Source organism: Domibacillus sp. 8LH (assembly GCF_038806185.1).
GTDB lineage: Bacteria > Bacillota > Bacilli > Bacillales > Domibacillaceae > Domibacillus > Domibacillus indicus_A.
Genome location: NZ_JAVJNG010000001.1, coordinates 108,645 through 132,961, shown reverse-complemented (window position 1 = coordinate 132,961; position 24,317 = coordinate 108,645). Strand labels below are relative to the sequence as shown.

The 24,317-nt window shown below is 45.1% G+C and carries 25 protein-coding genes and 1 pseudogene; 19 read left to right on the top strand and 7 right to left on the bottom strand.

What is annotated here, in order from left to right:
- Positions 1 to 188 precede the first annotated feature (188 nt).
- The 11 genes from RG959_RS00685 to RG959_RS00635 all read left to right on the top strand — a co-directional run bounded on the left by RG959_RS00685 (position 189) and on the right by RG959_RS00635 (position 9,918).
- Positions 189 to 584: a hypothetical protein gene (locus RG959_RS00685; protein WP_242233722.1), complete on the top strand. Its 396-nt coding sequence runs from the start codon at positions 189 to 191 to the stop codon at positions 582 to 584.
- Positions 585 to 793: 209 nt separating this feature from the next.
- Positions 794 to 1,522, top strand: coding sequence for a ZIP family metal transporter (locus tag RG959_RS00680; RefSeq protein WP_342795565.1), 729 nt, complete (start codon positions 794 to 796; stop codon positions 1,520 to 1,522).
- A 76-nt stretch (positions 1,523 to 1,598) separates the two neighbouring features.
- Complete coding sequence (locus RG959_RS00675; RefSeq protein WP_342795564.1) at positions 1,599 to 2,138, top strand: TVP38/TMEM64 family protein; 540 nt, start codon at positions 1,599 to 1,601, stop codon at positions 2,136 to 2,138.
- A 157-nt stretch (positions 2,139 to 2,295) separates the two neighbouring features.
- Positions 2,296 to 3,171 (top strand): SDR family oxidoreductase, encoded by an 876-nt coding sequence (locus RG959_RS00670; RefSeq protein WP_342795563.1) that lies wholly within the window; start codon positions 2,296 to 2,298, stop codon positions 3,169 to 3,171.
- A 128-nt stretch (positions 3,172 to 3,299) separates the two neighbouring features.
- On the top strand, positions 3,300 to 4,784 hold the full coding sequence (locus tag RG959_RS00665) for an alanine/glycine:cation symporter family protein (protein WP_342795562.1): 1,485 nt from the start codon (positions 3,300 to 3,302) through the stop codon (positions 4,782 to 4,784).
- A 146-nt stretch (positions 4,785 to 4,930) separates the two neighbouring features.
- Positions 4,931 to 6,124: an MFS transporter gene (locus tag RG959_RS00660; protein ID WP_342795561.1), complete on the top strand. Its 1,194-nt coding sequence runs from the start codon at positions 4,931 to 4,933 to the stop codon at positions 6,122 to 6,124.
- 143 nt (positions 6,125 to 6,267) lie between these two features.
- The gene (locus RG959_RS00655; protein WP_342795560.1) at positions 6,268 to 6,684 is read left to right on the top strand and encodes an Rrf2 family transcriptional regulator; all 417 of its coding nucleotides are present in this window, start codon (positions 6,268 to 6,270) and stop codon (positions 6,682 to 6,684) included.
- A gap of 28 nt (positions 6,685 to 6,712) precedes the next feature.
- A complete protein-coding gene (locus RG959_RS00650; protein ID WP_251270814.1) occupies positions 6,713 to 7,030 on the top strand; it encodes a hypothetical protein in 318 nt (105 codons plus the stop codon).
- 55 nt (positions 7,031 to 7,085) lie between these two features.
- On the top strand, positions 7,086 to 8,189 hold the full coding sequence (locus RG959_RS00645; protein WP_342795559.1) for an NADH-dependent flavin oxidoreductase: 1,104 nt from the start codon (positions 7,086 to 7,088) through the stop codon (positions 8,187 to 8,189).
- Positions 8,190 to 8,208: 19 nt separating this feature from the next.
- Complete coding sequence (locus RG959_RS00640) at positions 8,209 to 8,403, top strand: tautomerase family protein (protein WP_242233731.1); 195 nt, start codon at positions 8,209 to 8,211, stop codon at positions 8,401 to 8,403.
- A 75-nt stretch (positions 8,404 to 8,478) separates the two neighbouring features.
- Positions 8,479 to 9,918: a DEAD/DEAH box helicase gene (locus RG959_RS00635; protein WP_342795558.1), complete on the top strand. Its 1,440-nt coding sequence runs from the start codon at positions 8,479 to 8,481 to the stop codon at positions 9,916 to 9,918.
- Positions 9,919 to 10,028: 110 nt separating this feature from the next.
- Here the strand turns inward: RG959_RS00635 and nirD are convergent, their stop codons facing one another.
- The 7 genes from nirD to RG959_RS00600 form a co-directional block, all read right to left on the bottom strand.
- The gene (gene nirD / locus RG959_RS00630; protein WP_342795557.1) at positions 10,029 to 10,337 is read right to left on the bottom strand and encodes a nitrite reductase small subunit NirD; all 309 of its coding nucleotides are present in this window, start codon (positions 10,335 to 10,337) and stop codon (positions 10,029 to 10,031) included.
- 1 nt (position 10,338) lies between these two features.
- The gene (gene nirB, locus RG959_RS00625; RefSeq protein WP_342795556.1) at positions 10,339 to 12,750 is read right to left on the bottom strand and encodes a nitrite reductase large subunit NirB; all 2,412 of its coding nucleotides are present in this window, start codon (positions 12,748 to 12,750) and stop codon (positions 10,339 to 10,341) included.
- A gap of 144 nt (positions 12,751 to 12,894) precedes the next feature.
- Positions 12,895 to 13,107 carry a DoxX family protein gene (locus tag RG959_RS00620; RefSeq protein WP_342795555.1) on the bottom strand — a complete coding sequence of 71 codons (213 nt, stop codon included), beginning with the start codon at positions 13,105 to 13,107 and terminating at the stop codon, positions 12,895 to 12,897.
- The gene (locus tag RG959_RS00615; RefSeq protein ID WP_342795554.1) at positions 13,104 to 13,253 is read right to left on the bottom strand and encodes a DoxX family protein; all 150 of its coding nucleotides are present in this window, start codon (positions 13,251 to 13,253) and stop codon (positions 13,104 to 13,106) included. Before RG959_RS00615 ends, RG959_RS00620 begins: the two co-directional genes overlap by 4 nt.
- A gap of 89 nt (positions 13,254 to 13,342) precedes the next feature.
- The gene (locus tag RG959_RS00610) at positions 13,343 to 15,301 is read right to left on the bottom strand and encodes a methyl-accepting chemotaxis protein (protein ID WP_342795553.1); all 1,959 of its coding nucleotides are present in this window, start codon (positions 15,299 to 15,301) and stop codon (positions 13,343 to 13,345) included.
- Positions 15,302 to 15,432: 131 nt separating this feature from the next.
- A complete protein-coding gene (locus tag RG959_RS00605; RefSeq protein ID WP_342795552.1) occupies positions 15,433 to 16,014 on the bottom strand; it encodes an HAD hydrolase-like protein in 582 nt (193 codons plus the stop codon).
- A gap of 276 nt (positions 16,015 to 16,290) precedes the next feature.
- Positions 16,291 to 16,740: a methyl-accepting chemotaxis protein gene (locus RG959_RS00600; RefSeq protein ID WP_342795551.1), complete on the bottom strand. Its 450-nt coding sequence runs from the start codon at positions 16,738 to 16,740 to the stop codon at positions 16,291 to 16,293.
- Between the two features lie 272 nt (positions 16,741 to 17,012).
- On the opposite strand from RG959_RS00600, the gene RG959_RS00595 reads away from it, so the two are divergent.
- The 8 genes and pseudogenes from RG959_RS00595 (at position 17,013) to RG959_RS00560 (ending at position 24,179) form a co-directional block, all read left to right on the top strand.
- Complete coding sequence (locus RG959_RS00595; protein WP_342795550.1) at positions 17,013 to 18,206, top strand: acetate kinase; 1,194 nt, start codon at positions 17,013 to 17,015, stop codon at positions 18,204 to 18,206.
- A gap of 146 nt (positions 18,207 to 18,352) precedes the next feature.
- Positions 18,353 to 18,760 carry a hypothetical protein gene (locus RG959_RS00590; RefSeq protein ID WP_342795549.1) on the top strand — a complete coding sequence of 136 codons (408 nt, stop codon included), beginning with the start codon at positions 18,353 to 18,355 and terminating at the stop codon, positions 18,758 to 18,760.
- Entirely contained in the window at positions 18,757 to 19,365 is a 609-nt protein-coding gene (locus RG959_RS00585; protein WP_342795548.1) for a tyrosine-type recombinase/integrase, read from the top strand. The genes RG959_RS00590 and RG959_RS00585 overlap by 4 nt, the downstream gene beginning before the upstream one ends.
- 276 nt (positions 19,366 to 19,641) lie before the next feature.
- Positions 19,642 to 19,833 (top strand): hypothetical protein, encoded by a 192-nt coding sequence (locus RG959_RS00580; protein WP_242233738.1) that lies wholly within the window; start codon positions 19,642 to 19,644, stop codon positions 19,831 to 19,833.
- A gap of 182 nt (positions 19,834 to 20,015) precedes the next feature.
- The gene (locus RG959_RS00575) at positions 20,016 to 20,459 is read left to right on the top strand and encodes a HEAT repeat domain-containing protein (protein WP_251270802.1); all 444 of its coding nucleotides are present in this window, start codon (positions 20,016 to 20,018) and stop codon (positions 20,457 to 20,459) included.
- Between the two features lie 1,194 nt (positions 20,460 to 21,653).
- Positions 21,654 to 22,820 carry an aminotransferase class I/II-fold pyridoxal phosphate-dependent enzyme gene (locus RG959_RS00570; RefSeq protein ID WP_342795547.1) on the top strand — a complete coding sequence of 389 codons (1,167 nt, stop codon included), beginning with the start codon at positions 21,654 to 21,656 and terminating at the stop codon, positions 22,818 to 22,820.
- Positions 22,821 to 22,825: 5 nt separating this feature from the next.
- A pseudogene (locus RG959_RS00565) lies at positions 22,826 to 22,936 on the top strand (preQ(1) synthase); the annotation flags it as partial.
- A 409-nt stretch (positions 22,937 to 23,345) separates the two neighbouring features.
- Positions 23,346 to 24,179 (top strand): 3'-5' exonuclease, encoded by an 834-nt coding sequence (locus RG959_RS00560; protein WP_342795546.1) that lies wholly within the window; start codon positions 23,346 to 23,348, stop codon positions 24,177 to 24,179.
- Positions 24,180 to 24,317 lie beyond the last annotated feature (138 nt).

Here is a 24,317-nt window from a genome sequence, read left to right as displayed (position 1 = left end):
CAAGAAATTTGTCGAATGAGCTAAGTAAAAACGGGGGAAAACGGTATTTCAAAAAGAAAATGGAAGCTAGATCTTTTTCTCTTTACCCTGTTTTTTGCTTAAAGAGCAGGCAAACTATAGTATTCACCGAGGAAAAAATTGTTTATACTGTAAATTATGAATAGTTAAATAGCAAAGGAGCCGATGTCATGGCGTTTCAAGATCAAATGCGGACGTTTTTAGACGCTCGTTATAAAGATGAATTATTTTTAGCAGACTTGTTTCTCGATTTATATGGAAAATTAGAAGCCTTTGACGATTCTTTGGAAAAATATGCAGCGGTCGGCTTGGACGCAGCATTTGAAGCAGCAGAAAACGCGGCAGCGCTCCGGATTGAAGACCGTTTTCTCCGCTTTGACGTCGTATTTGATGAAACAGAGCCGTTTATTCAAGTAAGCGCGGGTAAAACAACGGAAGAAGAGCCGGATATTCTCGACAATATTTATGCGGACCAGGCAGCATATGCGGACAGCTTATACTGGCAGCAGGGCGAAGAAAAAGCGTTTGATTCCTATTTGAAATCAGCGTTTGCCCGGCTCTTGTAAGAGCTTATATTGGACTGAATAGATCATACAAGGGCGGCCTGTCGATTGGGACAGGCCGCTTTTGTCTGTAAAAAAGCTAAAACGACACAACTTTTCCTTTATCCGGTCTTTTTATATTGCGAAATGTGCAAAATTCAAAATAAAAAAGTGTTTTTAAATAGACAAGCAAGGGAACGGTAAAAGGAATAGAAAAAGAAGGGGGACTGCACATGTGGCAGGCATTAATGTGGGGCGGTGTATCCGGCTCAGCCGTATTGCTTGGTGCGTTAGCTGCTTTGTTTGTGCCTATTCAAAAGCGGCTGATCGGTTACATAATGGCTTTTGGAACAGGAGTGCTGATCGGAGCAGCCACTTATGAGCTGCTTGGTGAATCCGTTGAAGAAGGCGGATTTCTAGCGACCGGAGCCGGCTTTATGGCTGGAGCGCTAGTTTTTACGCTCTTAGACATTTACATTTCAAGAAAAGGGGCCGCTAAACGGAAACGATCACACGAGCAGGACTCGGGCGGCGGATCGGGGCTTGCGATTTTCATTGGAACGGTTATGGACGCCATACCGGAATCCATTATGATCGGTGCGAGCCTTTTAGCGGGGAAAGGGGTCAGCTTTTTACTTGTCATTGCTATTTTTATCAGTAACGTGCCGGAAGGACTTTCAAGTACAACGGGTCTTTTAAAAGGCGGCTATTCAAAGAAAAAAATATTCCTTTTATGGCTGACCGTTTTGATTATTTCTGCTCTTTGCGCATGGGGCGGCTATTTTTTCCTGGAAGATGCAAGCCCGGCAGTGATGGCGGCCATCGCGGCTTTTGCAGGCGGCGGGATTATTGCGATGGTCGGGTCGACCATGATGCCGGAAGCATTCGAAGAGGGCGGCCCAGTCGTCGGCTTTATGGCAGCACTTGGGCTGTTTGTATCCCTGCTGCTAAATGAGCTGTAAAGAGGGGCCTCCCTCTTTTTTTCTTGTCTTCAATTTATGGAAAACTGCTACACTGTTAATAAGAGGTGGACGCTTTATGATAGAGGCAGAACAGTGGATCGAAAACACGATCGAGCAGGCGGGATGGCTTGGACCGATTTTATTTGTTTTTTTACATCTTATCCGCCCATTTTTGTTTCTGCCGGTTGTGATTGTCTGTATGGCAGGAGGATATGCATTCGGGTTTGTCTGGGGATCTTTATATTCCATTATTGGCCTGTCACTGATGAGTGCCGTTTTTTATAAACTGATTGACCACTTTCCGCGTGTGCGCGAACGAATGTTAAAAGTAAAACGGAAAGTAGCCGGGGAGCGGAAAATGACGATCGGGCAGGTCATGTTGCTGCGGGTGATGCCGTTTGTTCATTTTCACCTGCTGTCCGTTTATTTAATGGATATGACCAAATCGTACCGCGAATACATGCAATATTCTGTACTTGGCGTGATTACACCAGCTCTTTTATATACCGCTTTTGGTGATGTGATTGAAAAAATGCCTTGGTATGAATCGCTTACATTTTTAATGGTGCTGCTTTTGCTTTATGCGCTGCTTGAAAAAAGGAAAAAGCGCAGGTAGGATCGGGATAAGATGTCCTAACACGCTTGATTGATTTCTGAATTCATTATGTGCAAAATTCAACAAAATGATAAAACAAACAGTATCCAGGCAATGTTTATTCTTTGTGAGCGGGGGAATACTTTTTCTGTAAAATAAAACGGATGGAGTGGATACCATGACGCAAGATAAATTTGAGAAAATGGATGAACAAACACCTCCGCAAACACAAAGTGAGCAGCCGGGTATTGAATCAGAAATGACGCCTGAGCCGCTGTATGATGACCCGAATTATAAAGGATCTGGAAAGCTCGCCGGAAAAGTCGCTTTGATCACAGGCGGTGACTCAGGAATCGGCCGTGCCGTAGCAGTTGCTTTTGCAAAAGAAGGAGCCAATGTCGCGATTGCCTACTTAAATGAAGAAAGTGATGCGAAAAAAACAGTCGATATCGTTGAATCGTATGGCGTAAAAGCGATGCATAAAGCAACTGACGTCAGCAAGGTGGAAAACTGCAGACAGCTTGTGGAAGATGTTGTGGCAGAGTTTGGCGGCTTAAACATTCTCGTAAACAACGCAGCGAAGCAATTTCCGACAAAGAACTTTTTAGAGATTTCACCAGAGCAGCTGCAGGAAACGTTCCAGACGAACATTTTCTCGATGTTTTACATGTCACAGGCGGCCCTTCCGCATTTAACTGAAGGAGATGCCATCATTAATACATCGTCTGTAACGGCATACCGAGGCTCACCAGAGCTGATCGACTATTCGTCAACTAAGGGAGCGATTACGACATTTACCCGGTCGCTGTCAGCGAATTTAGTGGAAAAAGGAATTCGTGTAAACTCCGTTGCGCCTGGTCCGATCTGGACGCCGTTGATCCCGGCTACATTTGATGCAAAGAAAGTAGGAAAGCATGGAGACAGCACGCCGATGAAGCGTATGGGACAGCCGTCTGAGAATGCACCGGCTTATGTATACCTCGCTTCAAATGATTCCTCATATGTGACAGGACAAACGATCCACGTCAATGGTGGCGACTTTATTACTTCTTAATGAGAAAGCCCCTGCTTTTAGCAGGGGCTTTTGTGTGAGGAAAGTTCACATTTCTATTGTGATTTTGGGTGAAAGCCTTTATTCTAAAAAAGTAATCTATTTTAAACATAGAAATGGAGAGATGATATTTGGAAGCATTCGTGACCTCGTTAAATGGCATTTTGTGGAGCAATCCGGTGATCTACGGACTTCTAGCTGTCGGTTTAATTTTTTCAATTTTAACAAGATTCTTGCAAGTTCGTCATTTCAAGGAAATGATTACTTTAATGTTTAGCGGAAAAAGCTCTGATGCGGGGGTTTCGTCTTTTCAAGCCATGTCTATCGCGCTGAGCGGTCGTGTCGGAACGGGAAACATTGCCGGAGTGGCATCCGCGATTTTCTACGGCGGTCCGGGTGCTGTCTTTTGGATGTGGGCTATTGCCTTTATCGGTGCGGCAAGCGCATTCGTAGAATCTACGCTGGCTCAAATTTACAAAACAAAACAAGATGGGCAGTATCGTGGGGGGCCTGCTTATTACATCGAAAAAGGCATGGGTGTAAAATGGTTCGCTGTGTTATTTGCCATTGCGGCCTTGATCGCCATGGCGATTTTAATGCCGGGTGTTCAATCCAACGCGATTGCTGGCGGTATGACAAATGCTTTTAATATGAGTCCAACGGTTACAGGTCTTATTATTGTTCTTCTTCTTGCTTTTATTATTTTCGGCGGTGTGAAGCGTATTGCGAACGCTGCGCAAATCATCGTGCCGTTTATGGCTCTTGGCTATATTTTATTAGCCTTTATTATTGTGGCTATGAATATTACAGAGCTGCCGGCGGTTCTTTCCCTTATTTTCCGGAGTGCATTTGGCATGGATCAAGTATTTGGCGGATTGCTCGGAATGGCAATTTCATGGGGAGTAAAACGCGGCGTTTATTCAAATGAAGCAGGGCAGGGTACCGGGGCTCATCCGGCAGCAGCAGCAGAAGTATCTCATCCAGCCAAACAGGGGCTTGTGCAGGCATTTTCTGTTTATGTTGATACGCTTTTAGTTTGTTCTGCAACAGCGTTTATGATTCTCATGACAGGCATGTATAACACGCAGGCAGAAGATGGTTCGTTTTTAGCTCAAAACCTGCCGGCCCAGGAAATCGGACCTGGATTTACACAGGCAGCCATTGACACCGTGTTTCCTGGATTCGGATCTGGATTTGTAGCAGTGGCTCTATTCTTTTTCGCTTTTACGACGATTATGGCGTATTATTACATTGCCGAAACCAATATTTTTTACTTGATGCGCGGCCGGACAAGCATGACGGCGATCAACATTTTACGTATCGTTTTACTTCTTACAACGTTCTACGGCGCCACAAATGAATCAACGCTTGCCTGGGCATTTGGCGATGCGGGACTTGGTATCATGGTTTGGCTGAATGTGATCGCCATCGTAATCCTGGCTAAACCGGCGCTTCTTGCATTAAAAGATTACGAAGCCCAGAAAAAGCAGGGCAAAGACCCGGTATTTGATCCGAGACCACTTGGGATTAAAAACGCAGACTTCTGGGAAAATGAATATAACCAGAATGACGGAGACTTGAATACACCACCTGTTCAAAAAACAAGCGGCCCCTAAAAGGGCTGCTTTTTTGTGTATAGAGGGAAGAAATGATGCACGTGGAAGCGATGCAATAAAAGTTTGATTCCTTTTGTTTAAATGTATTTCCGTTTGAGGAACAATTTGCTAAAATGAGCAAGGATGAACAAAAGGAGGGTTTTTACATGACTGGTGATCAGAGGAAAAAGTTAGTCATTTTGATGATTAATATGTTTATCGCCATTGGCAGCTTCGGTATCATTATTCCTATTTTGCCTGCGTATTTGGATTCCATTAACGAAGGAGGAATGGCTGCCGGGCTGATGATTGCCATTTTTGCAGGTGCGCAGCTTGTTTTTTCACCAATTGCCGGTAAATGGGCGGATGATTACGGCCGACGGAAAATGATTATATATGGTTTGTTCGGACTTGCGCTTTCCATGTTTGTGTTTTATTTCTTTGATTCAATTTGGATGCTGTACGCCTCGCGTGTGATTGGCGGAATTGGAGCAGCCCTATTGGTGCCGGCTATCTTCGCATATGTGGCGGATATTACGTCGTTTGACCAGCGGGCGAAAGGCAACAGCTTGATTTCAGCCGCCATGTCATTCGGGATCGTAGTCGGCCCTGGTATCGGCGGCTTTCTTGCGGATTTCGGCTTAAAAGCCCCGTTTTTGATTTCTGCGGTTGTCGCTTTGTTCGCGGTTTTGTTCTCTATTGCGCTCTTAAAAGAACCGGAGCGGCCGGAACAGCCAGCCGCAGCAGACCATCCGGCTGAGGAGCCGATGATGAAAAAGCTGGCCCGCTCGGTGACCATGCCATATTTTGTTCCGCTTGTGATTACACTTGTGATGAGCTTTGGCTTAATGGCGTATGAGTCGGTGCTTGGCTTGTTTGTCGACGATGAATTTGGCGCTACACCGCAGGATATTGCCCTCATGGTGACGTCTACCGGCATTGTCAGCGTACTTGTCCAGCTGTTTGTGGTCGACCGTATTGTAACCAAGTATGGAGAAGGTAAAGTGTTGAATCTGTTTTTGGCCGTTGCCGCTCTTGGCTTCTTCATTTCCTTGTTTGCGGGAAATTACTGGCTGTTTTTCGGCATTTCGCTTCTTATATTTTGTGCCACATCGATTTTGCGTCCGGTGCTCAATACGCTTATTTCCAAAATGGCGGGCTCGGAGCAGGGGTTTGCGATGGGGATGAATAACATGTATATGTCGATTGGAAATGTGCTCGGCCCAACCTGCGCTGGACTTTTATATGATGTGAATATCTTCTTCCCGTTTATGCTCGGTTTGGTGCTGCTTGGACTGACGCTCATCATTACAATCATCTGGCAAAAGCGGTCTGTGAAACAAAATGTGCTGTCTTCTTAATGAGAAGGCAGCTTTTTTTGTCGAAAAAAGGCGATGAAACATGGATTGACAATCCATCATAGTTGTTGTAAAATTCCTTCCATTGACTTTTGGAACTGTAACAAATAAAATTACAGTATGTTTTCAGAAAGGGGAACGCACGGTTGAATAGTAATTTCACCATCGCGGTTCACAGTCTCGTGTACCTGGCTTATTTGCCGGGGCATATGGCTTCAAGCGAGGCAATCGCTCTTAACGTAGCGACCAATCCTGTGCGCATCCGTAAAGTGATGAGTGCGCTGCGCTATGAAGGGCTCGTGAAAACAAAAGAAGGTGTCCGGGGAGGATACATGCTCGGAGAAGATCCAGGGAAGATTACATTGGGGCACGTTTATGAGGCGATCTCGCGCGGCGCTCTGCAGCCAGACCGGCAAACAGGCGATCCAAAGTGCGAATGTCCGGTTTCCTCTAATACGCAAAGTGTAATGGACCTTATTTTCAAAGAAGCGGAAGATTCATACGCATCCTTTCTGCACCAATTTACGGTTGCGTCTGTTTTGCTTCAAATCAAAGCAGATTAATGACCGACCGAAACAGGGAAGTGGAAAAATGGGGAACAAAGTACAATTTCATGTCGGTGACTGGGTACAAGGCGAAACGTGGGACAAACAGAGAATCTACGGATATGTCATAAAGATAGAAAACCCGGAAGACATTACAAAAGTGTATATTGTGGAATCCGTTAACAAAGAATTAGAAGGACGAATGATTCGTGTTCTGTCCAAGTCTCTTCAACTCGTGCCAGAGCAGGAACCGGCGGAAGCAGCACTTGAACAGCTGATTGATATAGCACTTTTAACAAAAGATGAAGAATGGTTTGGGCAGCTGCTGAAACAGCTGAAGGAACTGCGAACGCAATATTCATAACAGAATCAGCTCTCTGCTTCAGCAGAGAGCTAATTTTATCAAAGGAGCTTTTAAAATGAAATCAAAATATGCATCTTTATTTGAAACAGTCACATTGCGCAGCGGTCTCCAATTAAAAAATAAAATTGTGATGGCTCCAATGACGAACTTCTCGTCGAACGAAGACGGCACTGTTACGGATGCAGAAATTGCTTATTACGCGCGCCGCTCAAAAGGAGTGTCAGCGGTTATTACAGCTTGTACATATGTAACACTAAATGGAAAAGGATTCGAGGGAGAGTTTGCTGCTGACCGGGATGAAATGATTCCAAGTCTTGCGCGTCTTGCCTCTGCGATCAAAGCCGAAGGCGCTAAAGCCATTTTACAAATTTTCCATGGAGGCCGCCAGGTGCCCCCACATTTAGTGGATGGGGACGTAGTCAGCGCCAGCAGCGTACCGGCTGAAGCGGAAGGAAGTCCTGTGCCGCGCGAATTATCTGCTACGGAAGTAGAAGAAATCGTTGCTGCTTTCGGGGAAACAACCCGCCGGGCAGTGGAAGCTGGCTTTGACGGCGTAGAAATTCACGGCGCGAACGGCTACTTGATTCAGCAGTTTTTCTCTCCTCATTCAAACCGCCGGGAAGACCGGTGGGGACAACGCCTAGCGTTTCCGCTTGCCGTTGTAGATGCGGTGAAACAAGCCGCTGCAAAAGCAGATCGCCCGTTTGCGGTCGGTTATCGCTTTTCACCGGAAGAGCCGGAAACACCGGGGATTACAATGGCAGACACGCTTGAGCTGATCGATGCTTTAAAAGAAAAAGAACTCGATTATCTGCACGTATCTTTAATGGAATTTTGGTCCGAGCCGAGACGGGGCGTCGATGATACGCGCACGCGTCTTGAAATCATTAAGGAGCGTGCGGGGGATGCCGTGCCGGTTATCGGTGTCGGTTCGATTTACACAGCAGATGATGCAGTGAAAGCACTCGGGACGGGTGTGGATTTAATTGCGATCGGCCGCGGGCTTATTATTGAGCCGGACTGGGTACAAAAAGTAGAGAGCGGACAGGAAGAATCCATTGCCGTGAAGCTCGATAAAGAAGCGCAGGAACAGCTTGTGGTGCCAGATCCGCTCTGGAAGGCGATTATTCATACACCAGGCTGGTTCCCGGGCGTTTAAAAGAAAGGGTGCCCTTTACATGCCGTTTATCACAGTAAAAGTGTTAGAAGGAAAAACGCCTGAACAAAAACGTGATCTTGTCCAGCGGATGACGGCAGCTGTCAAAGAATCATTCGATGTAGACGCGGATAAAGTATTCATTTTTTTTGAAGACTTAAAGCCGGAGGATTACGGCAAGCAAGGCGAATTGCAATCGTTTAAAGAGGAAAAATAATCGGGCAGCCCGGAGTGATCCGGGCTGTTTTTCTGTATAATAAGCAGAATACCAAACAAAAAAAAAGGAGTCCTTATGACCGAAACATTTCAATCATTTTCATTAAACCAAGATATTATGCGGGCACTTGATACACTTGGCTATCACGATCCAACCCCGGTTCAGGCCGCTGTAATCCCCGAAGCTCTTAAAGGAGCGGACTTGATTGTCAAGTCACAGACCGGAAGCGGAAAAACGGCTTCTTTTGCGATTCCGCTCGTTCAGCTGACCGAATGGAAGGAAAACAAGCCGCAGGCACTTGTTTTAACACCGACACGGGAGCTGGCTGTTCAGGTGAAAGAAGACATTACCAACATCGGCCGGTTTAAACGGACAAAAGCAGCTGCGGTGTACGGGAAATCTCCATTTGCCCGTCAGAAGCTGGAGCTCAAGCAGAAAACGCATATTGTGGTTGGGACACCGGGCCGTGTGCTCGACCATATGGAAAAAGGGACGCTCGATACCGGCAGCATACGTTTTCTCGTCATTGATGAAGCAGATGAAATGCTCAATATGGGCTTTATCGAGCAAGTTTCATCGATTATTGAACGCCTTCCGGCGGAGCGCGTCACGATGTTGTTTTCCGCTACATTTCCGGAAGACATTGTCCGCCTGGCAGACACCTATATGAAAGCGCCCAAGCGGATTGAAATGGCGCAGGAAATTGCTGCCCCGTCGATTACTCATGAGCTTATTCAGGTGGCGGAAGAAGAAAAAACGCGCGTGCTGCAAAACGTGCTGACTGTGGAAAATCCGGACAGCGCCATTCTGTTTTGCCGGACACAGGAGCGGGTGGAAGCGCTGTTTGACGCGCTTGATGCCGCGGGAATATCATCAGGCATGCTGCACGGAGGGATGGCGCAGGAAGACCGTTTTATCGTGATGAATAAATTTAAACGGGCGGATTTCCGCTACTTGTGTGCGACAGATGTTGCCGCCAGGGGCATTGATGTAGAACATATTCCGCTTGTGATCCATTTTGACGTGCCGATGGAGAAGGAAGCGTATGTGCACCGTACCGGCCGTACCGGCCGTGCCGGTCATTCGGGAAAAGCGATTGCACTTATGGCTCCATTTGAAGAAAAATTCATTGAACCCATTGAAGAATTAATTGGCTTTCCATTGAAGCGAGTGGAGCAGCCGTCCCAAGAAGCAGTAAAGGCAGCGAAGCCTTCCTTCACAGCCAAGATGGCCCAGCGTCCTGAACGGAAAAGGGATAAGGGAGAGCGTTTAAACAAAGACATTATGAAGCTGTACTTTAACGGCGGCAAAAAGAAAAAGCTGCGTGCGGTTGACTTTGTCGGCACCATTTCAAATCTCCCGGGTATCGAAGCGGCTGATATCGGCATTATTACCATTCAGGACAACGTTACGTATGTAGAGATTTTAAATGGAAAAGGGCCGGATGTGCTGCGGGCGATGAAAACAACGACCATTAAAGGAAAGCAGCTGAAAGTGCAAAAAGCAAGAAACTGACCTTGGGCCGATCATAACTGAAAGTCTCTGCTGTTTATTCATGGCTATTAGATCAGGATGACGGCGTAAAATCCAAAAGCACGCCCGGCAATAAGCCGGGCGTGCTTTTTTTAAATCACCACAAAAACATTTTCTTCGTTTACAAGCACTTCAAATGTTTTCACCTGGCCGGTATCAGGTGCTTCCACTGAACCGGTATCAAGGTTGATTTTTTCATCATGAAGCGGGCAGAACAAATGATGGCCGCTAACCATACCGGCTGAAAGGGGCCCCTGCTTGGCTGGACACGAATTGGCGACCGCCCGGAATGTACCATCACTCAGTTTAAACACGGCAAGCATGTGGCCTTGGGCTTCGACTTTTTTGCCGAGCTGCAGCGGAAAATCATTCACCTGGCCAATACAAACAGATTCATTCATATTAATGGGCTCCTTCTGATTCAAATAATTGTTTTTTCATTTGTTCATTTTCCACAATGGCTTTCCACGGTTCTGTAAAAGTGGAAAGTGCCGTTTCAAGCCGCCCGGCAAGCTCACGCTGCTGTGTAAACACGCGTTCCTTTACCCACTCCAAGCCGACCCGCTCGATCCAGGCCGATGTGCGTTCTAAGTAGCGGGCATTTTCGCGGTACAGCTGCAAGAAAGCCAAAATCAGCTCTTCTGCTTCGTCATCGCTTGAAACCCGTCCGAGCAGTTCACCCTGGCGAAGATCCACACCGCCGTTGCCGCCGACAAAAATGTCCCAGCCGCCTTCAAGCCCGACAAGCCCGACGTCTTTAATCAGTGATTCAGCACAATTGCGCGGGCAGGCAGAAAGCCCGAGCTTTACTTTGTGAGGAGCGGTCATGCCCTCAAGCTTTTTCTCGAGCCGGACGCCAAAACCGACGGAATCCTGTGTGCCAAACCGGCAGAATCGTTCTCCGACACACGTTTTCACAGTGCGTAATGTTTTTCCGTATGCATAGCCGGATGGCATATCGAGCTCCTGCCATACGCTCGGCAAGTCTTCCTGGCGGACACCAAACAAGTCGATCCGCTGGCCGCCGGTTACCTTCAGGAGCGGCACGTTGTATTTTTCGGCTACATCGGCAATTTTTCGAAGCTGCTCAACCGTTGTGACACCGCCGTACATACGCGGAACCACTGAAAATGTGCCGTTTTTATTGATGTTTGCATGAAGCCGTTCATTCACAAACCGTGAAGCCGGCTCGTCTTCGTGGTCAAGCGGATGAATCATGCCCAGGTAATAGCTCAGGGCCGGACGGCATTTGGAGCAGCCTTCTTCATTTTTCCAGCCGAGCACATTCATTACTTCTTTTGTGGTCTGCAGGCCTTTTTCCCGGATTTCTGCCGATACCTGCTCATGGGATAAATCAGTGCAGCCGCAAAGGTTGTCCGCTGTGTTCGCTTGGAAGCCGTCACCGAGTGTATGTGCCAGAAGCGCTTCAATCATCGGTTTACAGCCGCCGCATGACCGGCAGGCATTCGTCGTTTGCTTTACACCATCGAGTGTATCGGCACCTTCCTCGGCAATCGCCCGCACGATCCGGCCTTTTGTCACACCGTTGCATCCGCAGACCACTTCATCAGCGGCCATGGATACGACCGGATGCTCTCCCGGTGTACTGTTTTCTGCCGGCAGAATTTCTACTTTGCTCATTGCCGAAATGTCGGTTCCTTTGCGCATTAAATCCAACAGGCGCGGCGCATCGGATGTATCGCCAAACAGGACAGCCCCGCGCACCTGGTTTCCTTCGATAACCACTTTTTTATAAACGCGGTCAAACTCATCATGCACACGAATCGATTTTGTGTCGTCTGTTTCATGGAAATCACCGGCTGAAAAAACATCCACACCTGATACCTTGAGCTGTGTAAAAACAACAGAACCTGTATACGGCGTTACGCCGTCCCGGCTGCCGGTTACAAGACGTGCCGCCAGTGTTTTTCCTTGTTCGTAAAGAGGGGCGACAAGACCGTACGCTGTGCCCCGGTGTTCCGCACATTCCCCGACGGCATAAATATCGGGAAGGCTCGTTTCCATGAAATCATTAACGACGATGGCCCGGTTTGTCTGCAGGCCGATTTTGGCAGCCAGGTCGATGTTCGGGCGAATACCAACTGCCATCACTACAAGGTCGGCAGCAAGCTCTGAGCCGTCTTTGAAAGTGAGTCCGCTCACATGCCCATCACCGTTCAGCCGGACAGTCTGCTTGTTCATTAAAAATGTCATGCCCTGCTGTTCAAGTTCTTCTTTCAGCATCCTGGATGCCTGTGCATCGAGCTGAGCTTCCATTAACGAATCAAGCACATGTACCACATATACTTCCATTTTTAAATTAAGCAGCCCGCGGGCAGCTTCCAGCCCCAGCAAGCCGCCTCCAATGACGACCGCACGTTTTTTGCGGTTTGCATAATCGATCATCGTTTCACAGTCTTCCATGTTTCGAAAGCCGATTACGCCGTTTTGATCAGCGCCGGGAAGAGGGAGGATAAATGGGTTTGAGCCGGTCGCCAGGATCAGATGATCATAGGAAATGAATTTTCCAGACGCGCTCGTGACCGTTTTTTCGGCTGGGTCTACCTGTACAACCGCATCCCCTGTATGAAGGTGGATACGGTTTTTGGCATACCAGTCAAAATCATTTAACACAATTTCCTCCATTTTTGTATTGCCCTGCAGCACTTTTGACAGCATAATCCGGTTGTAATTCGGATGCGGTTCATCTCCAAAGACGGTAATATCGAAACGCTCTGGATCATGCGCGATGATCTCTTCTAAACAGCGAATCCCTGCCATGCCATTACCAACTAACACCACTTTTTCTTTCATGGATACCTCTCCTTTTATTCCTGTTGTTTATAAGGATAAAGGAGAAAGCGGAATATAAATGTGAAAAATATCACAATAAAAGCGGAAAACTGTGGCAGCTTTGTGGACAGTGAAAAAGAAAAAAACCGGCAGGCATGACCGGTTTTAGGAATCAATTCTTTTGGAGCCCTGGATCAGCAGCCATTGAAGAAGAAGGCGGGCCCACAGCATCCATGCGGGAAGCTTTTTCCCGCCGAGCGGAATGTTTTTCATTGCCATATACACATTAGCTGGAAAAACAGCAGCTAAAAAAGCCGGCATCGTTTTTGTGACAAAAGACGTTCCGCGATTCAACAGCAGGGCGGCTCCGTATATCATTTCAATGACGCCAGAAACAGCGACAATTGCTTGTTTAAAGGGAAGAAAAGCCGGCACATCGCTTTAAAGCCGTTGGGCCGTTTGAAATGCGCGATGCCTGCGGCTAAAAAAACAGCTCCGTAAAATAAGCGAATCAACGTTTTCATCCTGACACACTCCTTTTTTCTACCGTACGAAAGGAAGGAGGGCCTGTCAAATAAAAAAGCACCGCCGAGGGGGCGGTGCTTAGCATCTATTAAACCGTAAATTTACGGACAACCTGCTGCAGTTCTTCAGCCATGGCAGACAGGGATTTCGCCGCAATATTCACTTCTTCTAAAGAAGCAAGCTGCTCTTGCGTCGCTGCTGCCACTTGTTCAGCACTCGAGGCATTGTTTTGCGCCACATTCGAAACAGAATGAATGGAGGATGTCAGCTGGTTCACAATGGCGGCTACCTGTGCAGCGATTGATGTTACATCCTGCACGTGCGGAGTAATCCGCTCCATGCCGTTTAAAATGCCGGTAAACTTTTCGGAGGTATCATCCGACAGGGAAATGCCGGTTTTGACACTTTGGGACGCCTGGCTCATCAGCTCAACCGAACGCTGTGTATCTTTTTGAATCACATCAATTAATCCAGCGATTTGTCCGGCAGAAGCCTGTGACTGCTCAGCCAGTTTTCTTACTTCACCGGCTACAACAGAAAAGCCTTTGCCGTGCTCACCGGCGCGGGCTGCTTCAATCGCCGCATTAAGAGCAAGCAGGTTCGTTTGATCGGCAATTGAAGAAATCACATCAATGATGGTATTGATTTCGGCTGACCGCCCGCTTAACGATTTAATCATTTCATCAGACGCCTGCACATGCTCTTGAATTTCGTTCATTTGCGCCACTGTGCGGCGGACGGATTCTTCTCCTTCAGCGGCATGGGACATCGTATCAGCTGCAGATGCAGCCATGATGCCGGCACTGTCGACAATTTTTCCGGCACCCACACGCAATTCTTCCATATCATTTACAATGGTTGTGATCGCGCTTGTCTGCTGATCGGCTCCGGCAGCTACTTTTTGAATAGAATCAGCCACATGGCCGGTTGCAGCCGTTGTTTCATCTGCAGAAGCGGTTAACTCTTCAGAAGCCGCTGCCACCTGCTCTGTATTACGGTCTACCTGGCCAATGAGCTCGCGCAAATTCTGTGCCATCAAACCGAAGGAACGTGATAAATCACCAATCTCATCCCTGCGGCGTCCTGCTTCAATCGTTTGGGTCAGATCGCCCTGGCTCAATGTATCAGCGCTTTGTTTTAATGAGTGAAGCGGTCGCGTAATAGACCGGATAATGGCCCAAACAAGCGCAGCACCCGCAAGCAGGGATAGAAGAATGGTAGCAGCCGTTTTCCATAAAATCGGCTTGGTCGCTTCTGTTATTTCACTTGAATACATGGTACCGCCGATTTTCCAGCCAGTCGCTTCATTTGTCAGGAAGGTCATAAACTTGCTGTCATTGTTGAAGATATAATCAAACGAGCCTGATTGGGCATCGTACAGCCGACCGTAAAGGGTGTCTGTTGCTTCTGCTCCAAATTCTTCGGTTGGATGAACGATAAAGTGGCGTTCACCGTCAAGCAGGATGGCATAGCCTTCCTTGCCAACTTTGATCGGATCTGTCATGGCTGTAATAGAGTCCAGTGTTAAATTGATCCCGATTACCCCGCTTTTGTCGGCCGTCTGGCGGGCAACCGTCACGACGTTTGAGCCGGAGGAAGAAACATAAGGAGGCGTGATGACCGTTTCACCGTTTGCCTCAACCGCCTGCTTGTACCAAGGACGGTCTCTCGGATCATAATCGGCTGCCAGTTCCTGGCGCGGCTCTTGTATCATGATGCCGTTTGCTGTGCCGACATAAATGCTGACTGCCTCCGGATGAAGCTTCGCGTATTGATCAAGGCGGAGACGAAGAGCCGGACTTTCTTCTCCTTGGATCGATTTAGCAGTTACGAGATTGCTGTAAATTTCTGCGTCATGTGTTTTCTTTCCGATTTGGTCGGTAATGAGCCGGTCAAGCGAGGAGATATTTTCATTGGCAGAGGCCATCATCTGCTGCTTGATTTCATTTTTCGCGCTGTTGTATGCGGAAAAGCCGATCAAAAGGGAAGGAATCAGCAGGACGGCTAAAAATGAAAGAATAAGTTTTTTGCGAATAGTCCACTTCATGGTGTTGCTCCTTTTTAGATGATGCTATTATTTTAGCGTTTAAATACAGGGAATCAATCCTTTTTTTGTGAAAAAAATAAGTCTTTTTTGACAAAATAAAAAAACGGACCTGTGTCTTAGGTCCGTTTTTTTTATTTTGTTATTTTTTCGAAAAAAGAGTTGTCGTAGACATTCAAATGAACATCGGCTTCAATATCTTCGTTTTGAAAAGCGGCTGTTTTCATGCCGGCTTCACGCGCAGGAATCAAGTCGAGTGAACGATCGCCGATCGCCCAGTCGAGCCCGTATTTTTCATGCAGATACTTATAAGCGGCGGCATCCGGCTTGCGCGGGAATCCGTCTTCCTCCGGGCTGATAATTTCAGTGAAGTACTTGAGCAGGCCAAACTTTGTTAACAGGTTTTTGGTAGATGCCTTCGTCCGGTGGGTTACAATGACGTTTATTTCCGCCCGGGCAAGTACATCCTCAATACCTTGAAAAGGCAGGCAGGCTGATTCTGACTGCTGATGATCCAGCTCTGCAAACATTGCACGAAAATCCTCTGAAATGCCATAGTGCGCAAAAGCCAGCTTTGAATTTTTTTTCAGCCAGCGAAGCGCCTCATCCCGGTCAACAGGTGTGCCGTGTGCCGCTTCGTGAACCGCTGCGAAGCTGGCCAAAATAGCCGGGTATGTATCAAAAATCGTTCCATCTAAATCCCAAAGTAGTCTCATGTTGTCATTCTCCTTTTTTCTTTCGTATAAAACGGGTAAGCACCCTTGCCGTTTTGCTTTACCGCTTACATGGCCGGGTCTGCTTTTTGAATCAGCTGCTCCAGTTTTTCGCCCGTTTGTCGTTTTCAAACGAAAAAAGCCATACATAATAAATGGCTGTGATAAACAAAATAAAAACAAGGTATCGCTTAATCAACTAGCTGTCCCCCATTTCAAGCAGTGTATTTCATATTTTATCACAAAAAAGAACCGCTCTGATGGGCGGTTCTATAAAATTTAAAATGATTCCGTGACACTGTTTAAAGTGACAGCCGAGCCTGCTACTTGCTTGGAGGCCCGCTCGATTTCCTGAATCACGTCGAAAAACTGCTGCATTTTGCGATCGATGTCTACATTTTGTTCTTTCGTATCGCTGATGAGGGAAAGAAGAGTGGAAAAATCCTCATCCGTTTTGGCCATGCTGGAAATGCCTTCTTTTACAACCTGGTTGACGGCGCCGACGGATTCGCTCATCTGCCGGATTAAATCATGTGTTTTCGTAATATGAGCAGAGACATTTACCGTTGACTCTTTTGTTTTGTCAGACAGCTTGCGGATTTCTTCGGCGACCACCGCAAATCCTTTTCCATGTTCACCAGCACGGGCTGCTTCAATTTTGATTTCACCGGATGTATGCATAAAAAGCGCATCAGGTTCCTTTTTAGAAGAGCGAGAAATTCCAATCAAAAGCACTGCTCCTTTTTCAGTGTTTATTTGATGGGAGTAGTGTATATGCGTTTTATTGGGAAAACCATATTTTTAAAAATAATTTGGCGTATTTTTACACGAAGTACAAAAAAATAAACAGGAAAAAGCGGATTCGAAACACGAAGCAGATTTTTCAGAAAATACTTATTTTTGGATGTAAACGGTTTATTAAGGAAGAGTACTTGCTATTTTGTTCGGAACGCGTTATCTCTATATAGAGAGATAAATTGTTCGACACCTAGGAGGATATAATGTCTAAAGTAATTGCGATTAACGCAGGAAGTTCATCATTAAAATTTCAGCTTTTTGAAATGCCGCATGAAACGGTACTGACAAAAGGCCTTGTGGAGAGAATTGGTTTACAGGATTCTGTTTTCTCTATTACAAAGCCAGACGGCACAACAGACACAGAAGTAACGGATATTCCGGATCATTCTGTTGCCGTACAAATGCTTTTGTCAAAACTTGTATCACACGGCATCGTGTCGTCACTTGACGAAATCGACGGTATCGGCCATCGTGTCGTACACGGCGGCGAAAAATTCAGCGACTCTGCTTTGATCGATGACGCAACTTTAGCGCAAATCGAAGAATTGTCTGAACTTGCACCGCTTCATAACCCGGCGAACATAACAGGTATTCGTGCGTTCCAATCGGTATTGCCAAACGTGCCAGCTGTAGCGGTATTTGATACAGCGTTCCACCAAACAATGCCAGAGAAATCATTCCTATACAGCCTGCCGTACGAATATTACAAAGAATACGGCATCCGGAAATACGGCTTCCACGGTACCTCTCACAAATACGTATCTGAGCGTGCTGCAGCTCTGCTTGGCCGTCCAATCGACCAGCTTCGCTTAATTTCCTGCCACCTTGGAAATGGCGCCAGCATCGCTGCCATTGAAGGCGGAAAATCTATTGACACATCTATGGGCTTCACGCCGCTTGCCGGTGTAGCAATGGGAACACGCTCCGGAAACATCGACCCGGCCTTGATTCCATTTATCATGGAGAAAACAGGCCAGACAGCGGACGAAGTACTGGATATCTTAAACAAAAAAAGCGGTATGCTTGGCGTTTCTGGTGTATCAAGCGACCTTCGTGACTTGTCTACAGCGGCAGAAGAAGGCAATGAGCGTGCGATCACAGCACTTGAAGTATTTGCAAGCCGTATTCACAAATACATCGGTTCATATGCAGCTCGTATGTCTGGTGTAGATGCGATTATTTTCACTGCTGGTATTGGTGAAAACGATATTGCTTCTCGTGCCCGTATTTTGAACGGCCTTGAATTTATGGGCGTTTACTGGGATCCAGCACTGAACAATACACGCGGTAAAGAGCAGTTTATCAGCTACCCGCACTCACCAGTTAAAGTCATCGTCATTCCGACAAACGAAGAAGTCATGATTGCCCGTGACGTTTCTCGTTTGGCTGGTGTGTAAGGCGCTACAGCAGCGTTTTTGGCTGGTTGATGGTGAGCGAATTATCCATTTAAATAAAACGTTTTGGGTCATCAGCAATCATAACTGATTTTGACCCTTTACCCTCTTAGATGTGTGAATTTTAACACGGAAAAGAGGGTTTTTTTATGGCCAGAAGAAAAACAAAAATTCAAAGTGGATTGTCTGTTGAGAAAGCACGGGAAATTGTGATAAGAGTAAAGAAAATAGAGGGACTATCAAAACATACAATTGAGAATTATAACAAGTTATTCAATGACTTGGAGCGGTGTTTTGCTAAAAATAAATATATGGAGAATTTCTCAATCAGCGATGCAAGAAGGTTTTTGGAATGGCAGCTAACTGAAAAACAGCAATTTCAAGGAGTAAGATGGGGAAGAGAGAAAAAGATAGGTGTTTCCGTCAGTTCTGCAAATTCATACTTGCGACTGGCGAAAGGGCATTTTCAACACTCATTAATGAAGGACACCTTGAAGAAAATCCTTTTATGGAAATTAAAAATATTAAATTTCAGAAAAAGCAGGTTGAAACTTTGACTGAGGAAGAAATACAGAAAATATTGAAATCACTTGACCATTCTTGGTTCGCTGATTTTAGATCAGCAGTTTTAATTCATGTGCTGCTCGATTCGTTTGGAAGAATAGGAGAAGTTTTAGCATTAAAAAAGCAAGATATTGACTTTCAAAACGGCTCAATAACCTTTAATGAAACAAAAAATAGCTTGTTTAGAATTGTGCCAGTAACAAAAAAGACATTGAACCTTTTAGAAAAGTTAATTGAAGAATGTGATGACTGGGAAAATGAATACATTTTTCTGACACATGCAGGCAATAAACTAGGTACAGATGCAGCAAGAAAGCATATTCATGAAATTGCAAGGCGGGCAGGAATTAACAGGAGAATACATCCACACATTTTCCGGCATACAAGCAGTATGATGTTTCTCAAAAACGGCGGTTCTATTCGAATTTTACAGAAAATCCTCGGACATGCTGATATAAAAACAACTCTGATTTATTCACATGTACTTGACGACACAATTAAGGAACAACATGAAAAATTCAGTCCTATAAGACATTTAAACGATGGAAGAAAGCAAAAAACACGAACTTCACAAACCGAATTCAAGAGGAGAACGTAAAGGCTTCACATTCTGTGTGAATTCTCCCTGTAATAAGTTTTAGAGTCGTAGTCGCTACCTTTTGCTTATTATATGGCAGCAGGAGAACTAAATGATTATACAGGGCGGGTTGTATCTGTTTACGAAGATATAGAGGAGTTAAAACAAACAGCGAAAAAAGCCGGGTATCCTGACTTTCATAAACTCCGCCTTCAAAAGCAAGCCGGTTATTTCCCCACAAATCGTTTGCTGGATGATATACTAGATGAATGGTTTTAGAAAGGGGTTCACCGGCTTATGAAATATTTAAAACCACAGATGAAACAGCTTGTTAAAGAAAATGAAGAATTACAGCTGCGTTTAAAAGAACTGATGAAGGAACACAACCTTGAAAAAAACTTTGCTCTTAAAGCACTGTACCATGCAGAAGTAGCGGACGGCGGAAAGTTTCAGTTTGCTTACCAAGCCCTTGACTTACCAAAAAGGTAAGTCATTTTTTCATTCAAGGGGCTTGGCTTATCAGCAGTGCTGGTCATAAGGCAGACTGAATCAGTTCAGTTGAGCCAAAAAGGTATGTACTTGATTAAATCATGGTACAATAGCTGTTGAAGCAAGGTTGTTTGTTTTTATCTTGACTAAAAAGATGTTTAATCAAAAGGAGATCGGATCGTTTGAATCATAAAGAAGTAAAAAGTGAGCTGCCCCCAAATTTTAAGGAATTAAAAAAGTCGGCCGACCGGACGTCTAACTGGAGAGAACGTTTAGATGCGGTGGAAGAGCTGGGCCAGTGGAAAAACGACCAAACCATTAAGCTGTTAAAGCGGATTATGGCCGCCGATACAGTATATAAAGTACAAGAAGCGGCGTTCCGACAGCTGAAAAAGCTAGGGGAAGACGTTCAAATGCCACCGCAGAAAAAAAGCGGTGCGATAAAAGATGTAAATAAGATTTTGCTGCGCATTAAGAAAAGTTTGCCGGAAGGCCACACATTTAAAGAATTTGAAGAAAAATTGAAAAAGATGCGGCTTGATGTATACGATACGTATGAAGGCGAAAAAGGAGCAGACTTTGACAAGTGGCTTCAAGAAACATGGGTATCGCTGCCGGCTAGGTAAGCTCCATTGAATAAGAGCTGAATAAAACAAAAACATGAGTTTTTTAATTTAGCTAAAGACCATAGAGAATTGAGCTATGGTCTTTTTCCTGATTATCCGGGTATTGTTCCCACTCCTGCAAAACCGGGCTGTCTTTTCCCGTTTGCCGGTTTCATCCCTCTTTTTGCACCAGTAGGAATCATAAGGTGTTAAAACCTAGCGTAACCCTTATAGGAGAAGGGTTTCCGGGAAAGAAGATCATCTCTTTGGAGGTGGTCTTTTTTTGTGTTTTAAAAGAATTGGTCACGAGCCTGTGACCAATTCAATAATATTGATTAAAAAGTTGTGCATTAACCTCCAAAGATTCCTTAGCTCAGCTGGGAGAGCGCTACCTTGACAGGGTAGCGCTCAATGAGGAAACTTATTTAAGTGACTAAGATGAAAATGAAACTCAAAATAGCATGAAACAATAACTGATTTATGCTATTATCAAGATAAACACATATCTAAAGGGCTTTGGATGTGATAATTAGCGAATCGTTATTCCGACAAACGAAGAAGTCATGATTGCCCGTGACGTTTCTCGTTTGGCTGGCGTGTAAGGCGCTGCAGCGGCGTTTTGCGTGAATGCCTGGTGATGGTTACAGGTCAGGAAATGAGCTTTTAAATAGAACATTTGGTGAAATAAAACCATGACCGGTTGATAACCGGTAAGAGGTGCAGGTATGAGCGTGGTTACACAAAATTGGCTGAAATGTGACCACGTATTATACGTAAAAAAAGAGATGTCTCCATTTGGAGATGTCTTTTTTTATAAACAAATATTTTTGTGAACAAGCTTTTACTAAGATACAGGGTAGTTTATACGGTTTCGGTTTTCGAAAAATCTTATATTTTAGAAATTGATAAAATGGCACCACAGACTCGTGCCTTCCGTTGTGATTTAATTTAGCGTTTATTGTTTTAAACCAATAAATATAAAAATAATATAATAAGAATAAACAAAAATGCTTTTGGAGAGAGATGAAAAGGGTGTCGGAATGGTGCCAATATCGAATTTATCCAAACAAAGCACAAGTGAAATCCATGTAGTCATTTTACGGAGATGAAAATGAACAAAACAAGATTTGTTTATGTTTAATATTTTTTCACTCAAAGGGCTTATTTTTCTTCTTTTAAAGTACAGAAAAACTTGGAAGCGAGTGAGTGGATTTTATGAAAAATTTATTCAATAAAGATGTGCAGTCACTCGGAATTTCTGGGATCATAAAAATGTCTGAAATAATTAAAACATACGATGGTGTCGTGGCATTAACAATAGGCGAACCTGATTTTCAAACGCCCTTTTTAATAAAAGAAGCAGGGAAGGCTGCCATAGACAACAATCGCACGTTTTATGCACCAACGGCGGGGGAACCCGCACTGCGAAAAGCAGTGTCATCATTTATGGAACGGAGATACCATTTATCGTATAGCCCCGACACTGAAATTATTGTCACGAATGGGACAACGGAAGCCGTGTTTCTTACGTTGAAGACCCTTTTGTCACCAGGTGATGAAGTTATCCTTGCAACACCCGCTTATCCAGGGTATGAGCCCGTTATAAAGTTGTGCGGCGGTGTGCTCGTGCCTATTGATGTTAGCGGTACTCGTTTTAAGTTAACAAAAGAACAACTGGAGCAAGCCATTACACCTAAAACAAAAGCAATCATTCTAACGTTCCCCTCTAATCCAACAGGCGCCATCCTAACAAAAGATGAGTTAATGGATTTGGCGAAAGTCATCGAAAAACATAATGTTTTCGTCATTTCAGATGAATTGTACAGTGAATTGGTTTTTGATCAGCCTCATCAATCCATCGCTTCATTTCCTTCTATAAGAGAAAAAGTGATTGTTATTAATGGCGTGTCCAAGTCTCATGCGATGACGGGATGGAGAATCGGATGTACGCTTGCGCCTTCCTATATCACCAATGAACTGTTTAAAGTTCATGAATACCTCAATACAAGTATCTCTTCTATCTCACAAGAAGCCGCTGCCTATGCCCTCAATCACGGAGAAAAAGAAGTGGAACAAATGAAACTTGAATATCAAAAACGGAGAGATTACTTGTGTAAACGATTAAATGCCCTGGGATTCGATACAATTGTGCCTGATGGAACGTTTTATGCGTTTCCAAGTATAACAAGATTTCATCATGATTCGTATGCATTCAGCATGGAACTGTTGCAGCAAGCGAAAGTAGGTCTTCTGCCCAGTACCGTTTTTACAAAAGGAGGATCGGATCGATTGCGTATCTCCTTTGCTTATTCGATGGAAAAATTGAATGAAGCGATGAATAGAATCGAGCAATATTTAAAAACAAATAAAAAAGGCATTTAACAGGATCCATTCACCCGTACACGAACTACGGGAAGCCTGGCACGAAATACGAAAAAATGGCTGAGTACCGCATGATGAACCATGACCTGTATCCAGAAACGGTGGATAACCGGTAAGGATAAAGAGGAGAGTGGGGTCGCGCGAAAATTGGATGAAATGTGACCAACTGTGTGACCAAGAAAAAAATATTGCAGGATGTGACCACGGTAATTTGCGTGAAAGAGGTGTCTTAACAAGGCGTCTCTTTTTGTTTTTATCAATTGCAAGGTCGCGCTATCCAGTTTTTCGAGAGGTTTTCTTGAAAAGTGGACAATCGACAAGGGGCGGGGAAAGAGCATGGTCGTGTGGAAGTTGAAGGAGAGAATCACATCCATAAGGATTTTTCATGTTTCCGCGCCCTTGGCAAACACACACGCTGCTACGAGACCAGATATCAGATGCTTCATTTTGTTCACTCATTTTTCTCTGTTTCTTTTCTCAAATGGCTGTATAATGAGAAATAGACAATGAGAGAGGCAGGATACTGTGAATTACATCGTACTTGATATTGAATGGAATGCGTCAAAATGGAATCCACACCACCTGGAAGAAATTATCGAAATCTCGGCTCTGAAAGTGTCGCCCGCTACCTTGGACGTGGTCGATGTCTTTTCATCCCTGGTGAAGCCGGCAGAACGGTTAACATCGTTTACGAAAAAACTAACAGGCATCACGGAGCGGGATGTGTCTTCCGCCCCGTCTTTTCCACATGTATTAAAGAAGTTTAAGGCGTTTCTTGGCACGGAGGAATCCTGTTTTGTGACATGGGGGAAAGAAGATTTTCGTTTCCTAGAAAAGGAATGCAAACGTTACCGGCTTCCTTCCCTGAACCTGTCCACCTATATTGACATATTGCCGATTCTTCAGTTTGGCCTGTATGATACCTTTAACGGCAACACCCCCAGCCTGACTAAAACCATGGAGGTGTTCCAAATCGAAGCAGACGGGCAGGCACACAACAGCTTCGATGATTCGATGAATACCTTAAAAGTGTTTCGCTATCTTCACGGAAAACTGGATGTTCATGCGACGTACAAATCAAATAAAACACCTGAAGAACGGTATCTACACGAGGATACACTGAAATCCAGCGGAAAAAAGCAATTAATGAAATGCATCTTTGCGTATATGAAGAAGCATGACGTAGAGGATGTGGCATTCGATGCCTTCTTTGCCAGCCCCATCTGGCTGGATCGGGCCGCTGTACTTGATCTAAATGAACACGTAACGGCTGTTTTTAAAACCGAATTTGACGCGCAAAAACAAAAGGCATCCGAGAAATATGTATCCCAGAAAGCATTGCTGCTTGCCAAAAGATGAAATGTCAACACGATAGTCTGCTTAAGAAGAGGTGCCCTAACAAGGCATCTCTTTTTGCTGATCACGCTTTTGCGCCTTACAGCCGACTTTTTGGAATTTACTTGTGAAAGCCAGCTCCCCTATTTCATGAAATGAATG

Bases quoted from the DNA above. Each gene is read 5' to 3' on its own strand.
- RG959_RS00595 (WP_342795550.1), top strand. From the start codon at position 17,013: ATGTCTAAAGTAATTGCGATTAACGCAGGAAGTTCATCATTAAAATTT.
- RG959_RS00650 (WP_251270814.1), top strand. From the start codon at position 6,713: ATGGGGAACAAAGTACAATTTCATGTCGGTGACTGGGTACAAGGCGAA.
- RG959_RS00615 (WP_342795554.1), bottom strand. From the start codon at position 13,253: ATGAAAACGTTGATTCGCTTATTTTACGGAGCTGTTTTTTTAGCCGCA.
- nirD (WP_342795557.1), bottom strand. From the start codon at position 10,337: ATGAATGAATCTGTTTGTATTGGCCAGGTGAATGATTTTCCGCTGCAG.
- nirB (WP_342795556.1), bottom strand. From the start codon at position 12,750: ATGAAAGAAAAAGTGGTGTTAGTTGGTAATGGCATGGCAGGGATTCGC.
- RG959_RS00660 (WP_342795561.1), top strand. From the start codon at position 4,931: ATGACTGGTGATCAGAGGAAAAAGTTAGTCATTTTGATGATTAATATG.
- RG959_RS00570 (WP_342795547.1), top strand. From the start codon at position 21,654: ATGAAAAATTTATTCAATAAAGATGTGCAGTCACTCGGAATTTCTGGG.
- RG959_RS00680 (WP_342795565.1), top strand. From the start codon at position 794: ATGTGGCAGGCATTAATGTGGGGCGGTGTATCCGGCTCAGCCGTATTG.
- RG959_RS00685 (WP_242233722.1), top strand. From the start codon at position 189: ATGGCGTTTCAAGATCAAATGCGGACGTTTTTAGACGCTCGTTATAAA.
- RG959_RS00580 (WP_242233738.1), top strand. From the start codon at position 19,642: ATGAAATATTTAAAACCACAGATGAAACAGCTTGTTAAAGAAAATGAA.
- RG959_RS00620 (WP_342795555.1), bottom strand. From the start codon at position 13,107: ATGATATACGGAGCCGCCCTGCTGTTGAATCGCGGAACGTCTTTTGTC.
- RG959_RS00635 (WP_342795558.1), top strand. From the start codon at position 8,479: ATGACCGAAACATTTCAATCATTTTCATTAAACCAAGATATTATGCGG.
- RG959_RS00640 (WP_242233731.1), top strand. From the start codon at position 8,209: ATGCCGTTTATCACAGTAAAAGTGTTAGAAGGAAAAACGCCTGAACAA.
- RG959_RS00675 (WP_342795564.1), top strand. From the start codon at position 1,599: ATGATAGAGGCAGAACAGTGGATCGAAAACACGATCGAGCAGGCGGGA.
- RG959_RS00610 (WP_342795553.1), bottom strand. From the start codon at position 15,301: ATGAAGTGGACTATTCGCAAAAAACTTATTCTTTCATTTTTAGCCGTC.
- RG959_RS00645 (WP_342795559.1), top strand. From the start codon at position 7,086: ATGAAATCAAAATATGCATCTTTATTTGAAACAGTCACATTGCGCAGC.
- RG959_RS00590 (WP_342795549.1), top strand. From the start codon at position 18,353: ATGGCCAGAAGAAAAACAAAAATTCAAAGTGGATTGTCTGTTGAGAAA.
- RG959_RS00670 (WP_342795563.1), top strand. From the start codon at position 2,296: ATGACGCAAGATAAATTTGAGAAAATGGATGAACAAACACCTCCGCAA.
- RG959_RS00605 (WP_342795552.1), bottom strand. From the start codon at position 16,014: ATGAGACTACTTTGGGATTTAGATGGAACGATTTTTGATACATACCCG.